General features: G+C 72.5%; 11 protein-coding genes. 8 read left to right on the top strand and 3 right to left on the bottom strand.

What is annotated here, in order from left to right:
• The first annotated feature begins 6 nt into the window (after positions 1-6).
• A complete protein-coding gene (locus ABZ249_RS09710; RefSeq protein WP_355259780.1) occupies positions 7-720 on the top strand; it encodes a DUF4870 domain-containing protein in 714 nt (237 codons plus the stop codon).
• 91 nt (positions 721-811) lie between these two features.
• Here the strand turns inward: ABZ249_RS09710 and hemW are convergent, their stop codons facing one another.
• Positions 812-2,044 carry a radical SAM family heme chaperone HemW gene (gene hemW / locus ABZ249_RS09705; RefSeq protein WP_355259777.1) on the bottom strand — a complete coding sequence of 411 codons (1,233 nt, stop codon included), beginning with the start codon at positions 2,042-2,044 and terminating at the stop codon, positions 812-814.
• Positions 2,045-2,111: 67 nt separating this feature from the next.
• Positions 2,112-3,173 (bottom strand): LacI family DNA-binding transcriptional regulator, encoded by a 1,062-nt coding sequence (locus ABZ249_RS09700; RefSeq protein ID WP_220562651.1) that lies wholly within the window; start codon positions 3,171-3,173, stop codon positions 2,112-2,114.
• Positions 3,174-3,269: 96 nt separating this feature from the next.
• Here ABZ249_RS09700 and ABZ249_RS09695 point away from each other — a divergent pair, with 96 nt between their 5' ends.
• From ABZ249_RS09695 to ABZ249_RS09680, 4 genes are all read left to right on the top strand, one after another.
• The gene (locus ABZ249_RS09695; protein WP_355259774.1) at positions 3,270-4,871 is read left to right on the top strand and encodes a glycoside hydrolase family 13 protein; all 1,602 of its coding nucleotides are present in this window, start codon (positions 3,270-3,272) and stop codon (positions 4,869-4,871) included.
• A gap of 431 nt (positions 4,872-5,302) precedes the next feature.
• Positions 5,303-6,544, top strand: coding sequence for an extracellular solute-binding protein (locus ABZ249_RS09690; protein ID WP_220562653.1), 1,242 nt, complete (start codon positions 5,303-5,305; stop codon positions 6,542-6,544).
• 2 nt (positions 6,545-6,546) lie between these two features.
• A complete protein-coding gene (locus ABZ249_RS09685) occupies positions 6,547-8,160 on the top strand; it encodes an ABC transporter permease subunit (RefSeq protein ID WP_355259770.1) in 1,614 nt (537 codons plus the stop codon).
• On the top strand, positions 8,157-9,047 hold the full coding sequence (locus ABZ249_RS09680; protein WP_355259767.1) for a sugar ABC transporter permease: 891 nt from the start codon (positions 8,157-8,159) through the stop codon (positions 9,045-9,047). Before ABZ249_RS09685 ends, ABZ249_RS09680 begins: the two co-directional genes overlap by 4 nt.
• A gap of 149 nt (positions 9,048-9,196) precedes the next feature.
• On the opposite strand, the gene lepA is transcribed toward ABZ249_RS09680, so the two are convergent.
• Complete coding sequence (gene lepA, locus ABZ249_RS09675; RefSeq protein WP_220562656.1) at positions 9,197-11,035, bottom strand: translation elongation factor 4; 1,839 nt, start codon at positions 11,033-11,035, stop codon at positions 9,197-9,199.
• A gap of 197 nt (positions 11,036-11,232) precedes the next feature.
• Here lepA and ABZ249_RS09670 point away from each other — a divergent pair, with 197 nt between their 5' ends.
• From ABZ249_RS09670 to ABZ249_RS09660, 3 genes are all read left to right on the top strand, one after another.
• Positions 11,233-12,141: a hypothetical protein gene (locus tag ABZ249_RS09670; protein WP_355259763.1), complete on the top strand. Its 909-nt coding sequence runs from the start codon at positions 11,233-11,235 to the stop codon at positions 12,139-12,141.
• A gap of 182 nt (positions 12,142-12,323) precedes the next feature.
• Positions 12,324-12,593 (top strand): 30S ribosomal protein S20, encoded by a 270-nt coding sequence (rpsT, locus tag ABZ249_RS09665; protein ID WP_220562658.1) that lies wholly within the window; start codon positions 12,324-12,326, stop codon positions 12,591-12,593.
• A gap of 108 nt (positions 12,594-12,701) precedes the next feature.
• Positions 12,702-14,327, top strand: coding sequence for a helix-hairpin-helix domain-containing protein (locus ABZ249_RS09660; protein ID WP_355259759.1), 1,626 nt, complete (start codon positions 12,702-12,704; stop codon positions 14,325-14,327).
• Positions 14,328-14,332 lie beyond the last annotated feature (5 nt).

The raw sequence follows: 14,332 nt of genomic DNA, 5'->3' as shown, positions 1-14,332 counted from the left end.
CCCGAGATGTCCTACCCCAACACGCCACCGCCGGAAGACCCCTACGGCCAGCACCCGCAGCAGGGCGGCCAGGACCAGTCCGGCGGCTACCCCGCGCCCGGTCAGCAGAACCCCTCCGGCGGCTACCCGGCGCCCGGCTACCAGGACCAGTCCGGCGGCTACCCCGCGCCCGGTCAGCAGAACCCCTCCGGCGGCCACGCGGCACCCGGCCACCACGACCCGTCCGGCGGCTACCCGCCCCCCGGCGCCCAGCAGCCCGGCGGCTACCCGCCGCCGCCCGGAGCCCCCGGGGGCTACCCGCCCCCGGGCGGGTACCAGGACCAGACCGGCGGCTACCAGGCGGCCGGCTACCCGTACGGCGGCTACGGCGCCCAGCCGGGCTCGGCCACGGGCGCCCCGCCCAGCCAGGACGAGCGGCAGTTCGGCCTGTTCGCCCACCTGGGCGGCGGCCTGCTCGGCTTCATCGTCCCGCTGATCATCTACCTGATCAAGCGCGAGGAGTCGCCGTTCGTCCGCGACCAGGCGGCCCAGGCCCTCAACTTCCAGCTGCTGGTCCTCATCGGCTACGTGGTGTCCAGCATCCTGATGTTCGTCTTCATCGGGATGATCACCTGGTTCCTGTGCTGGGTCGCCGCCGTCGTCTTCGGCATCCTGGGCGGCGTCGCCGCCAACAAGGGCGAGTGGTACCGCTACCCGTTCAACGTCTCCTGGATCAAGTAGGCCGACCGCTCCGCGGACGCCGCGAGGGGCCCGGTCCTCGGACCGGGCCCCTCGTCGTGCGTCCCCCCGCCGCGCTCGCGGCGGGCGCCGCTCAGGTGAGGTCGCGGACCACGGCGTCGGCGAGCAGCCGCCCCCGGCGGGTGAGCACGGCGCGGCCGGCGCGGTGCGCGTCGGCGTCCAGCAGCCCCTCGGCGACGGCGCGGGCGGCGGCCTCCCGGCCCGGGGGTTCGAGCAGGTCCAGCGGGCACCCCTGCTCGATCCGCAGCTCCAGCAGCACCCGCTCGAAGCGGCGCTCCTGCGCGGTGAGCACCTCGCGGGCCTGGGCCGGGCTGGAGCCCTGGGCCAGGCGGGCGGCGTAGGCGGCCGGGTGCTTGACGTTCCACCAGCGCGTGCCGCCCACGTGGCCGTGCGCTCCGGGGCCCACGCCCCACCAGTGGGCTCCGGTCCAGTAGAGCATGTTGTGCCTGCTGCGGCCCTCGGGCGTGCGCGCCCAGTTGGACACCTCGTAGGGGGTGAACCCGGCCTCGGCGAGCACCGTGTCGGCCATGAGGTAGCGGTCGGCCATGGTGTCGTCGTCGGGTTCGGCGAGCTCGCCGCGGCGCACCCGGGCGGCCAGGCGGGTGCCCTCCTCCACGATGAGGGAGTAGGCGGAGACGTGGTCGGGGCCGGCGGCCACGGCGGCGTCCAGGGAGGCCCGCCAGTCGTCGTCCTCCTCCCCGGGGGTGCCGTAGATGAGGTCGAGGTTGACGTGCTCGAACCCGGCCTCGCGGGCCCAGGCGACGCACTGCTCGGGGCGGCCGGGGGTGTGGCCGCGCTCCAGGACGCGCAGGACGTGCGCCCGGGCGCTCTGCATGCCGAACGACACCCGGGTGAACCCGGCCTCGCGCAGACGGGACAGGTACTCGGGGGTGACGGTCTCGGGGTTGGCCTCGGTGGTGACCTCCGCGCCCGGTTCCAGGCCGAACCGGTCGGCGATGGCGGCGAGGATGCGGCCCAGGTCTTCGGCGGCCAGCAGGGTGGGGGTCCCCCCGCCCACGAACACGGTGCTCACCCGGGGCCGGGGGCCCGCCAGGACCCGGTCGGCCAGGGCGATCTCGGCGATGGCCTGGTCGGCGTAGGTGTCGCGGGAGGCGACCGCCGTTCCGTCGCGGGAGACCAGCTCCTCGGCGGTGTAGGTGTTGAAGTCGCAGTAGCCGCAGCGGGTGACGCAGAAGGGCACGTGGACGTAGAACCCGAGCGGCCGGTCGCCGAGTTCGGCGAGGGAGGCCTCCGGCAGGTCGCCGGTGCGCGGTACGGGTTCGCCGTCGAGGGCAACGGAAGGCATGTACCCAGTGTCACCGACCCGCGTGTGTGCCCGGTCCCGGCGGGTCGCGCCCCGGCCCGGCCGGGGGTCAGAGCGCGGAGCCCTGGACGGCGGCGCCGTCGGGGGTGCGGGGGGCGCCCGGCCCGGCGCCGGGGGCGATGCCGGTGGAGCCGCGCACGACCAGCTCGGGGCCGAACACGAACTCGGTGTGGGAGACGGGGTGCCCGGCGATCTCGTCGCACAGCGCCCGGGCGGCGGCCAGCGCCATGGCGTGGACCGGCTGGCGCACGGTGGTCAGCGGCGGGTCGGTGAACGCGATGAGCTGGGAGTCGTCGTAGCCCACCACGGAGAAGTCGCGGGGGACGCGCAGGCCGCGCTGGCGGGCCGCGCGGATGGCGCCCAGCGCCATCATGTCGGAGCCGCACACCATCGCGGTGACGCCGCGGTCGATGAGCCGGGTGGCGGCGGCGTGGCCGCCCTCCACGCCGAACAGCGACAGCTCCACCAGGTCGGCCCCGTCCAGGCCGTGGTCGCGCAGCGCCGCGTGGTAGCCCTCCAGCTTGCGGCGCACCGGGACGTAGCGCTCGGGGCCGCTGGTGAACCCGATGCGGGTGTGCCCCAGGGCGACCAGGTGGTCGACGGCCAGCCGCCCGGCCTCGCGGTCGTCGCAGGAGATGAACGCCGCGGGGATCTCCTGGGCGAACCCGTTGACCAGGACGATGGGCAGCCGCCGGGAGACCAGGGAGCGGTAGCGCTCGTGGGAGGCGGTGGTGTCGGCGTGCTTGCCGGAGACGAAGAGGATGCCCGAGACGTTGCGCTCCAGGAGCAGCTCGACGTACTCGTCCTCCGTTATCCCGCCGGGGGTCTGCGTGCACAGGACGGGGGTGTAGCCGCGCTGGGCCAGCGCCCCCTCGGCCGCCTGGGCGAACATGGGGAAGACGGGGTTGTCCAGTTCGGGGATGACCATACCCACGAGGCCCGCGGAACGCTGGCGCAGCCGGGCGGGGCGTTCGTATCCGAGGACGTCCAGCGCGGTCAGGACGGCCTTGCGGGTTTCGCTGCCAACGCCCGGTTTGTCGTTGAGCACCCGCGAGACCGTCGCCTCGCTGACACCTGCGTGCCGCGCGATGTCGGCAAGTCGTGGACCCATGGGCGCAACTGTAGTCGAGATGGTCGTCACATGGTTGAAAGTTGGCGGTAACCTTGCGCAAGAACTTGCAGCCACCGATCGGGAAGGACCCCCACGATGACCCACGAGTCGCACTGGTGGCGCGACGCGGCCATCTACCAGATCTACGTGCGCAGCTTCGCCGACGCGAACGGGGACGGCGAGGGCGACCTCGCGGGCATCCGCGAGCGCCTGCCGCACCTCGCCGAGCTCGGCGTGGACGCGATCTGGTTGACCCCCTTCTACGTGTCCCCGCTGGCCGACGGCGGCTACGACGTGGCGGACTACCGCGACGTCGACCCCCGCTTCGGCACCCTCGGGGACTTCGACGCGCTGCTGGAGGCCGCGCACGGCCTGGGAATCCGCGTGATCATCGACGTGGTCCCCAACCACACCTCCTCCGCGCACCGGTGGTTCCGCGAGGCCGTGGCGGCCGAGCCCGGCGACCCCGCCCGCTCCCGGTACATCTTCCGGGACGGCAAGGGCCCCGACGGCGAGCAGCCGCCCAACAACTGGAAGTCGATCTTCGGCGGGGCGGCCTGGACCCGGCTCAAGCGCCCGGACGGCACCCCCGAGCAGTGGTACCTGCACCTGTTCGACGCCGAGCAGCCCGACCTGGACTGGACCTGCCAGGAGGTGCACGACGAGTTCGACGACGTGCTGCGCTTCTGGCTGGACCGGGGCGTGGACGGCTTCCGCATCGACGTCGCGCACGGCATGGTCAAGGACCCGGCGCTGCCCGACATCGCCGAGGACGCCAAGGCGGACCTGCTCGACGGCAGCACCTCGCTGCCGTACTTCGACCAGGACGGCGTGCACGACATCTACCGGCGCTGGGCGGCGATCGCCGCCTCCTACCCGGGCGAGCGCACGATGGTCGCCGAGGCGTGGGTGGAGGACGCCGCACGGGTGGCCCGCTACCTGCGCCCCGACGAGCTGCACCAGGCGTTCAACTTCGAGTACCTGACCGCCCCGTGGGACGCGGCGCGGCTGCGCGAGGTGATCGACGGATCCCTGGCGGCCAACGGCGCCGTGGGCGCGACCACCACGTGGGTGCTGTCCAACCACGACGTGACCCGCCACGTCACCCGGTTCGGCGGCGGGGAGCAGGGGCTGCGCCGGGCGCGCGCGGCCACGCTGCTGATGCTGGCGCTGCCCGGCTCGGTGTACCTGTACCAGGGCGAGGAGCTGGGCCTGCCGGAGGTCACCGACCTGCCGGAGGACGCGCTCCAGGACCCGACCTGGGAGCGCTCGGGCCGTACCGAGCGCGGCCGCGACGGCTGCCGGGTGCCGCTGCCGTGGGAGTCCGGCGAGGCGCCGTTCGGGTTCGGCCCCGCAGGCTCTACGCCGTGGCTGCCGATGCCGGAGGGCTGGGGCGGACTGGCGCGCGACGCCCAGCGCGGGGTGGAGGGCTCCACCCTGGAGCTGTACACCCGGGCGCTGGGGCTGCGCCGGGAGCTGGAAGCGCTCGGCGACGGGGCGATGAGCTGGCTGGACGCCCCCGAGGGCGTGCTCTTCTTCGAGCGCGAGCCGGGTGTGCGGGTGGCGGTCAACCTCGGCGCCGAGCCGGCGGAGGTGGCCGCGGACGGCGAGGTGCTGCTGGCCAGCGGCCCGGTCCCCGCGCCGGCCGGGGGCGTGCTGTCCCTGCCGGGCGAGACCGCCGTCTGGCTGCGCGTCTGACCCGTTCGAGCAGCGGGCCGGCGGCCGGGCGTCCTCGCGGCGCCCGGCCGCCGCGTCCGGCCCCGTCGCCGGGGCGGGCGGGATCGACGGGACAGGCGGGACCGACGGCGGGCGGCCGGTACGGACCGGTTGCCGAAAGAACGGCCGGGTTGCGTCGGGTTCTTACAGGCGCCGCGGGAATGGTGTGACCAAATGGTGCGAAGTCACAGATATGATCAGCCCAGAGTAACTCCGCAACGACGCACCGGATCGGATCACACCGTCGTTTCCATGGTGTTTCCACATCTTTATCCCTGGCGCCTGCAAAGTCTTTCAATGATTGCAAGTTATTGCTAACGTCACATCACCACGCACGGCGGAGGCAGGCACCGGAACCCCCGGCGGACCGCACGCACGACCTCCTCAGTCCGTCCTCCCGGAAGGAAGACACCATGAGATTGCGCAGCGCACCGGCGTTCGCGGCCCTCGCCGCGACCGCCCTGATGGCGACCGCCTGCGGAGGCGGCGGCGAGGACGCCCAGGAGGGCACCGACACCACCCTCGTCATCTGGTCCGACCCCGAGCGGGCCGCCGCCATCGAGGCCGCCGCGCAGAGCTTCGCCGACACCAACGGCATCAAGGTCGACGTGCAGCAGCTGGCCTTCGGCGACATCCAGGGCGACCTGCTCAACGCCCACCAGGCGGGCAACGCCCCCGACATCTTCATCGGCGCCCACGACTGGACCGGCAACCTGGTCCGCAACGGCGCCGTGCAGCCCGTCGAGCTGCCCGAGCACCGCGCCGAGACGCTGGACGAGACCTCGGTGCAGGCGCTCACCTACGACGGCCAGCTCTTCGGCGTGCCGTACTCGCAGGAGAACATCTTCCTCATGCGCAACACCGCGCTGGCCCCGGACGCCCCGGAGACCTTCGAGGAGCTCGTCGAGGTCGGCACCTCCCTCAAGGAGAGCGGTGAGACCAGCGAGGTCCTGTCCATGGCCGTGGGCCAGGAGGGCGACCCCTACCGGATGAACGCCCTGTTCACCTCCGCCGGCGGCTACCTCTTCGGCCAGGACGACGAGGGCAACTGGGACCCGACCGACCTGGGCCTGAACAGCGACGAGTCCATCGCCGCCATGGAGAAGATCGCCGAGTACGGCGAGGCCGGCCAGGGTGTGCTGCGCCGCTCCATCGACACCCAGAACGACGCCGCCCTCTTCTTCGACGGCGAGGCCCCGTTCTTCATCGCGGGCCCGTGGAACATCGGCGACGCCGACGCCGCCGACCTGGAGTACGCCATCAGCCCCATCCCGGGCTTCGAGGGTGAGGGCCCGGCCCGCCCCTACATCGGCTACCAGGCCTTCTTCGTCACCGAGGGCAGCGCCAACAGCGCCCTGGCCCAGGAGTTCCTGGCCAACCACGTGACCGACCCGGCGTTCATCCTCAGCCTCTACGAGTCCGACCCGCGCACGCCGGTCCAGCTCGAAGCGCTGGAGGAGGTCTCCGCCGACGACGCCAACATCGCCGCCATCGCCGAGGCCGGCGCCGAGGGCATGCCCATGCCGTCCATCCCCGAGATGGGCGAGACCTGGGAGCCCCTGGGCAAGGCCGAGGCCGCGATCATCGGCGGTGCGGACGTGCGCGAGACCATGGAGAGCACCCACGAAACGATCGCCGAGAAGATCGGCGGCTAGGAGTGTCCTCCCGCAGCAGCGCGGGCGCCCCCGCTCCGGGGGCGCCCGCCCGCACGTCACTGCCCGGCGGCGCCTTCGCCGGCTCCGGCTCCCTCTGGGGCCAGGTCGTCAAGATCGCCCTGCTCGGCCTGTTCACGGCCCTGGGGGTCTGGGCCGCCCTGCCGCTGTACGTCGGCGGCAACTGGGCGGGCATCGCCGTCGTCGCGGCCGTGCTCGTCCTCGTCTACTGGGTGTACCTGTCCAAGAGGACGGTGCCGCTCAAGTACCTGCTCCCCGGCGTCCTCCTCCTGATCACGTTCCAGATCCTGCCGGTGCTCTACACCATGAGCACCTCGGTCACGAACTTCAGCGACGGCCACCGCGGCGACAAGGAACAGGCGATCGCCGCCATCGAGGCGTACTCGGTGACCCGCGCCGAGCAGGGCCGCGAGTTCGGCCTCACCGTCGCGACCACCGGCGACCCCGAGAGCGGCGAGCTGGTCTTCCTCCTCACCGACCCCGAGGGCGCCGCCTACGCCGGCGACATCGAGGGGCTGCGGCCCCTGGACGACGCCACCGTCGACCCCGCCTCCGGCCGGGTCACCGAGGCGTTCGGCTACACCGTCCTGTCCCCCGCGCAGGTCAACGCGCGCAGCCAGGAGCTGGAGGAGTTCGCCGTCCCCGTCGGCGACGGCACCGGCATCCGGGCCAGCGGCCTCTCCACCGCCTACGAGGGGCGGGCCACCCGGGTCTACGACGCCGGGTGCGACTGCATCACCGACGCCTCGACCGGGGTCGTCTACACCGCGGACGACGAGCGCGGCGCGTTCTACAGCGAGGACGGCGAGCGGCTCGCCCAGGGCTGGCGCGTGAACGTCGGCTTCGACAACTTCGCCCGGTTCCTGTTCAACCCCACCTTCGCCTCCTCGTTCTTCTCCATCCTGGTGTGGAACATCGGCTTCGCCGTGGCCGTCACCGGCCTGGTGTTCGTGGTGGGCCTGGCCGTCGCCCTCACCCTGCACGTACCGAAACTGCGGGGGAAGCAGGCGTACCGGATCCTGGTGGTCCTGCCGTACGCGATGAGCTCGCTGGCCATGTACCTGCTGTGGCGGGACATGTTCAACACCGACTTCGGCCTGTTCAACCAGCTGCTCGGCACGAACGTCGACTGGCTGGGCGACGCCTGGACGGCCCGGTTCGCGGTGATCCTCGCCAACGTGTGGCTCGGCTACCCGTACATGTTCCTGGTCGCCACCGGCGCCCTCCAGGCCATCCCGCGGGAGCTGACCCAGGCGGCGCGGATCGACGGGGCCGGGGCCTGGCAGGCGTTCCGGCACGTGACCCTGCCGATGCTCATGGTCGCGATGACGCCGATCCTCATCGCGACGTTCGCGTTCAACTTCAACAACTTCAACGCGGTGTGGCTGATCACCAAGGGCGGGCCGTTCCCGCCGGACGACCCGTCCGCGGGGGCCACCGACCTGCTCATCACCTACACGTACCGGATGGCGTTCAGCCAGGCCACCGCCGAGTACGGGTACGCGGCGGCGCTGTCGGTGATGATCTTCGTGATCGTCTCGGTGATGTCGGTGATCAGCCTCAGCCGCAGCAAGGCCCTGCAGGAGGTGGACCGATGACCGCGACGACCCCGGGGTACCGGCGCAGCACCGGCTCCGCGTTCGCGCTGTGGGCGGCGCGGTTCGGCTGGCGGCACGTCGTGATGATCGCCGTCGCGGCGTTCGCGCTGTTCCCCGTGCTGTTCGTGGTGTCGGCGGCGGTCAACCCCGTCGGCACGCTCAGCAGCGCCCGGCTCTGGCCGACCGGGGCCGGGCTCGACAACGCCGTGGACCTGTTCCGGAACACGCCGTTCACGACCTGGTACGCCAACTCGCTGTTCTTCGCGGTGGCCAACGCCGCGGCGACGGTGTTCCTGTCGGCGCTGGCCGCGTACGCGTTCAGCCGGATGCGGTTCCGGGGCCGCCGGGTGGGGATGATCGGCCTGCTGATCATCCAGATGTTCCCGCAGTTCCTGGCGATCGTCGCGATCTACCTGATGTTCAGCACCGTCGGCGAGTACCGGCCCGAGATCGGGTTCGACACCCGGTGGGGGCTGCTGCTGGTGTACCTGGGCGGGGCGCTGAGCATCAACACGTGGCTGATGAAGGGCTTCTTCGACACGGTGCCCACGGAGCTGGACGAGTCCGCCCAGATCGACGGGGCCACCCACGCGCAGGTGTTCTTCCGGATCATGCTGCCGCTGGTCACGCCGGTGCTGGCGATCGTGGGCCTGCTGGTGTTCATCTCCACCATCAACGAGTTCCTGATGGCGAGCGTGTTCCTGCGCGACACCGACGCCAAGACCCTGGGGCTGGGCCTGTACCAGCTGGTGGAGTCGCAGCGCAACGCGAACTTCGGGATGTTCTCGGTGGGGGCGGTCATGCTGTCCCTGCCGACGCTGGTCGTGTTCTGGTTCCTCCAGAGGTACATCACCGAGGGGCTGACCGCCGGAGCGGTCAAGGGCTGACCCGGGGGCCTCGGCCCGCCGTACGCGCCACGAGGGGCGCCTCCCGACGGGGGCGCCCCTCTTTCCGTGCCCGCCACTGCCTGACCGGCACGACGACGCAGGGGCGCCCCGTGGCGGGGCGCCCCTGCGCGGCGTTCTCGGCGGGAGGACTACTTCTTCTTCTTGTCCTCGCCGCTGGTGTCCGTGGACAGCGCGGAGATGAAGGCCTCCTGGGGGACCTCGACCCGGCCCACCATCTTCATGCGCTTCTTGCCCTCCTTCTGCTTCTCCAGCAGCTTGCGCTTACGGCTGATGTCGCCGCCGTAGCACTTGGCGAGCACGTCCTTGCGGATGGCGCGGATGTTCTCGCGGGCGATCACCCGGGCGCCGACGGCGGCCTGGATCGGCACCTCGAACTGCTGCCGGGGGATGAGCTCGCGCAGCTTCTTGGTCATCTCGACGCCGTAGGTGTACGCCTTGTCCTTGTGGACGATCGCCGAGAAGGCGTCCACGGCCTCGCCCTGGAGCAGGATGTCGACCTTGACCAGGTCGGCGCGCTGCTCGCCGGTGGGCTCGTAGTCCAGGGAGGCGTAGCCCTTGGTGCGGGACTTGAGGTGGTCGAAGAAGTCGAAGACGATCTCCGCCATCGGCAGGGTGTAGCGCATCTCGACGCGGTCCTCGGACAGGTAGTCCATGCCCTGCATGTCGCCGCGCCGCTCCTGGCACAGCTCCATGATCTGGCCGATGTAGTCCGAGGGGCTGAGCACCGTGGCCTTGACCATCGGCTCGTAGATCGCGGCGATCTTGCCCGCCGGGAACTCGCTCGGGTTGGTCACCACGTGCTCGGTGCCGTCCTCCATCTCCACCCGGTAGACCACGTTGGGCGCGGTGGAGATGAGGTCGAGGTTGAACTCGCGCTCCAGCCGGGCGCGGGTGATCTCCAGGTGCAGCAGGCCCAGGAAGCCGCAGCGGAAGCCGAAGCCCAGCGCCGCCGAGGTCTCCGGCTCGAACACCAGGGCGGCGTCGTTGAGCTGGAGCTTCTCCAGGGCGTCGCGCAGCACCGGGTAGTCGGTGCCCTCGATCGGGTACAGGCCCGAGAACACCATGGGCTTGGGGTCCTGGTAGCCCGACAGCATCTCGGTGGCGGGCCGGTTCAGGGCGGTGATGGTGTCACCGACCTTGGACTGGCGCACGTCCTTCACACCGGTGATGATGTAGCCGACCTCGCCCACGCCCAGGCCGTCGCACTTGGTGGGCTCGGGCGAGCTGACGCCGATCTCCAGGATCTCGTGGGAGGCCCGGGTCGACATCATCTGGATGCGCTCGCGCGGGCTGAGGCGGCCGTCCACCACGCGGACGTAGGTGACCACGCCGCGGTAGGTGTCGTAGACCGAGTCGAAGATCATCGCGCGGGCCGGGGCGTCGGCGTCGCCGATCGGCGGCGGGATCTGCCGGACGATCTCGTTGAGCAGCTCCTCGACGCCCTCGCCGGTCTTGGCGCTGACCTTGAGCACGTCGGAGGGCTCGCAGCCGATGATGCCGGCCAGCTCCTCGGCGTACTTCTCCGGCTGGGCGGCCGGCAGGTCGATCTTGTTGAGCACCGGGATGATCGTCAGATCGTTCTCCAGCGCCATGTACAGGTTGGCCAGGGTCTGGGCCTCGATGCCCTGGGCGGCGTCCACCAGCAGGACCGCGCCCTCGCAGGCGGCCAGCGAGCGGGAGACCTCGTAGGTGAAGTCGACGTGCCCGGGCGTGTCGATGAGGTCCAGGGTGTAGGTCTTGTCGTCCAGCGCCGTGAACGGGATGCGCACGGCCTGCGACTTGATGGTGATGCCGCGCTCGCGCTCGATGTCCATGCGGTCCAGGTACTGGGCCCGCATCTGACGGTCCTCGACGACGCCGGTGATCTGGAGCATCCGGTCGGCCAGCGTCGACTTGCCATGGTCGATGTGCGCGATGATGCAGAAGTTGCGGATCAGCGCGGGATCGGTCCGGTTCGGCTGTGCCACCGTGCTCCGTTCGACTAAGGGTTCGGGGTGTGCGGCCCGCGGGGCCGTCGTCCATCCTCCCACGGAGGAGTGCGCGCCCTCCCCTTGGGCGGGCGGCGGACGGTGCGACAGTATGGTCGCGCACGCGGGACTGTCCGGTGTCCAGATTATGCGACCTCCGAGCCACTCGGGGCGCGCGAACCGTGGGGGTGGCGGCGGTGAAGTGGTTTCTGACCCGGCTGCTGGCGGGTGCGGCGGCGGTCGCCGTCGTCCTGGCCGGGGTGGGGGTGCTGCTGGCCGCCCAGTATTCGGGGACCCCGGCGGCGTGGGCGGTCTCCCAGGGGACCGACGCCGTGTGGGTGGACTCCGCCGACGACGCCGGGGACCTGCGGGCGCTGCTGGACACCGGCGCGGTGGACACCGTGTACCTGCTCGCCGGGGAGATCGGCGCCGACGGGGACGTGACCGCCACCGACGACCTGCGCCCCCTGGTGGAGGGGTACCCGGACGTGCGGGCGCTGGCCTGGCTGCGGCACGCCACCGAGGGGTCGTCGCTGCTGAGCGACCGGTTCGACCGGCAGGCCCGGGAGAGGCTCGCCCCGGCCGCGGCGCAGGCCGCCGAGGGGTACGCGGGGGTGCACCTGGAGATCCGGCCGGTGACCGTCAACGACCCGTCGATGCCGGCGCTCATGGAGATGGTGCGCGGGGAGCTGGGCGGGGACGCGGTGCTGTCGGTGCTGGCGCACCACGTGGAGCTGGCCCCGGGCGGGCGCATCCCGTCCTTCCTCATGAACGGCGAGGAGAAGTACTGGTCCAAGGGGTACCTGGCGCGGGTGACCGAGCACGCCGACGAGGTGGTGCTGCCGGGGACGGACCCGGGGATGCCCGCGGACGCCCTGGACGGCGGGTTCACGGTGCGGCAGGTGACCGAGGCGGTGTCGGCGCTGAGCACCCGCGAGGAGGTGACGATCCGCTTCGGGGTGCCCTCCGGCGAGCAGGCGGAGACGGCGCTGGCGGCGATCCGCATCGGCACGACGCGGGCGCAGGCGCCCGAGCAGGTGCGCCTGGGGGTGAGCCTGTCCGATCCGGCGGACCTGCGGCTCTACACGGCAGGGTGGCTGGGCTGAGCAGTGGGCGCCATGCGGCATACTGGAAGTCCGTGTCTCGGACTTCCACGTTCTTTCAAGCCCTGTGGAACCACACACCCGGCGTCGGCGCCCGTGTCGGCCGCTCACGGAACGGCTGCCCGTGAGCAGAGCCCGCGGATCGACCGGCGCACAAGCACAGATCAACTGGAGCACGTTTTCGCATGGCGAACATCAAGTCGCAGAAGAAGCGCATTCGGCAGAACGAGAAGGCCCGTGTCCGCAACCAGGCGGTGCGCTCTTCGCTGAAGACGGCCGTCCGCCGGTTCCGTGAGGCTGCCGAGACCGGGAACGTCGAGCAGGCCACCGTGGCCCAGCGCTCCGCCGCCCGCGCCCTGGACAAGGCCGTGAGCAAGGGCGTCATCCACAAGAACCAGGCCGCGAACCGCAAGAGCGCGATCGCCAAGCGCCTGCACGACCTGCAGAGCGCCTAGAGCCCTTCTCCGAAGGCCCGGTCCCCGCAGGGGGACCGGGCCTTCGGGTTATCCACAGGCCGCGCACACCCGCTGGCACACGGTGACCGGGCTCCCTACCTTGGGCTCATGACCCCTCGAAACGACCAGCAGGAACGACTCCGGGCCCTGGGCCTGGACGCCTCACCGGCCGCGCGCCGGCTGCGCGCCCGCATCCCGCGCCCCGCCCCCGAACCCGCCGAGGGCATCCCGAGCGCCCCGTACTCGGTGGACGCCTGGCCCGAGCGCGACCCGCACGACCGTGCCCCGGCGCCCCCGGACCCGGAGCCGGACGCCGCCCGCACCGTGCGCACCCCGCCCCCGCGCGACCCGCCCCCGTGGACCGGCGCCCGGCTCCCCCACCCGCCGCTCACCGACGGCACCACCGAGCGCCTCCACCCGGCCCGCCCCCGCCCGGACGGAGCGCCCCCGGCCGCCCCGTCCTGGGACACCCGCCCCACCCCGGAGCACACCCGGCACGGAAGCGCCCCCACCCCGGCCGACGGCCCCCCGCGTGCGGGTGGGACGCTTCCGGACCACGACGCACGGTCCACGGCAGGGCACCCCCGGAACGGGCACCACCCCGGCCCGGACGGCGGATCTCCGCACACGACCTGGGCACCTCCGGCCACCGCCCCGCCCTGGGACACACGACCCACCCCAGAGCACACCCGGAGCGAGAACGAATCCGCTGCGGCCTACAGGCCCTCCTACACCGCCGCCCCGGACCACGACGCACGCTCCACGGCGGGGCGCACCCGGGGCGGGCACGGCCCCGACCCGCACAACGGACCTGCGCACCCGGGCCGGGCGCTGGCGCGTGACGGGGACGGACCCACCCCGGATGGCGGCTCCACGCACACGAGCGGGATGCCGGCGGGTGACGGGGGCGGACCGGGGCCCGAGGGGCTCGGCACGGCGTCGGCGTGGCGGCGCGCGGGCGCCGGGGCGCGGCGGCGGGCCGACGGGGGCCCCGGCTCCGGGGTGCGCGGGGGCGCGGACGGCGCTGCCCCCGCCCGGCGGGACGGGGAGGAGCGGGTCCCGCGGGTGCCGAGCGGGTACACCGAGTTCCTCCCCCAGCGGGGCGGGCTCGTGGAGCGGTTGGCGCGGCGGTGGCCGCCCGAGGCGACCATGTCCCGGCGGGCCGTGGCGGCCCTGCTCGTGGTGGCGCTGGCCGCGGTCGCCGCCGTGCTGCTCCTGCGCGAGCGCCCCGCCGAGGTCGTCGCGCCCGAGACCGTCGCGCACACGCTCCCCGCCGAGGCGGCCACGCCCAGCGCCGCGGCGGCCTCCCCCGAGGCGGACGTGGTCGTGCACGTGGGCGGCGAGGTCGAGGACCCCGGACTGTACACGCTGCCACCCGGTTCGCGGGTGGCGGACGCGGTGGAGGCCGCCGGGGGCGCCCTCCCCGACGCCGACATGGACCTGCTCAACCTGGCCCGCTCCCTGGTGGACGGCGAGCAGATCCTGGTGGGCCTGCCACAGCCGGAGGCGGCGGCCCCGTCCGCGGACACCGCCGGGGGCCCGCTGGTGAACATCAACCAAGCCGACGAGGCGGAGCTGGAGACGCTGCCCCGCGTGGGCGAGGTCACCGCGGTCAACATCGTCTCCTACCGCGAGGCCAACGGGCCGTTCACCAGCGTGGACGACCTCCTCAACGTCGACCGCATCGGCGCCAAGACCCTGGAGGAGATCCGCCCGCACGTGACCGTCGGCTGAGGACC

Source organism: Nocardiopsis sp. NPDC006139 (assembly GCF_040614155.1).
In the GTDB taxonomy this organism is placed as follows: Bacteria; Actinomycetota; Actinomycetes; order Streptosporangiales; family Streptosporangiaceae; genus Nocardiopsis; species Nocardiopsis changdeensis.
The sequence above is the reverse complement of the archived record's forward strand: the minus strand, read 5'-3'. Positions and strand labels throughout refer to the sequence as shown.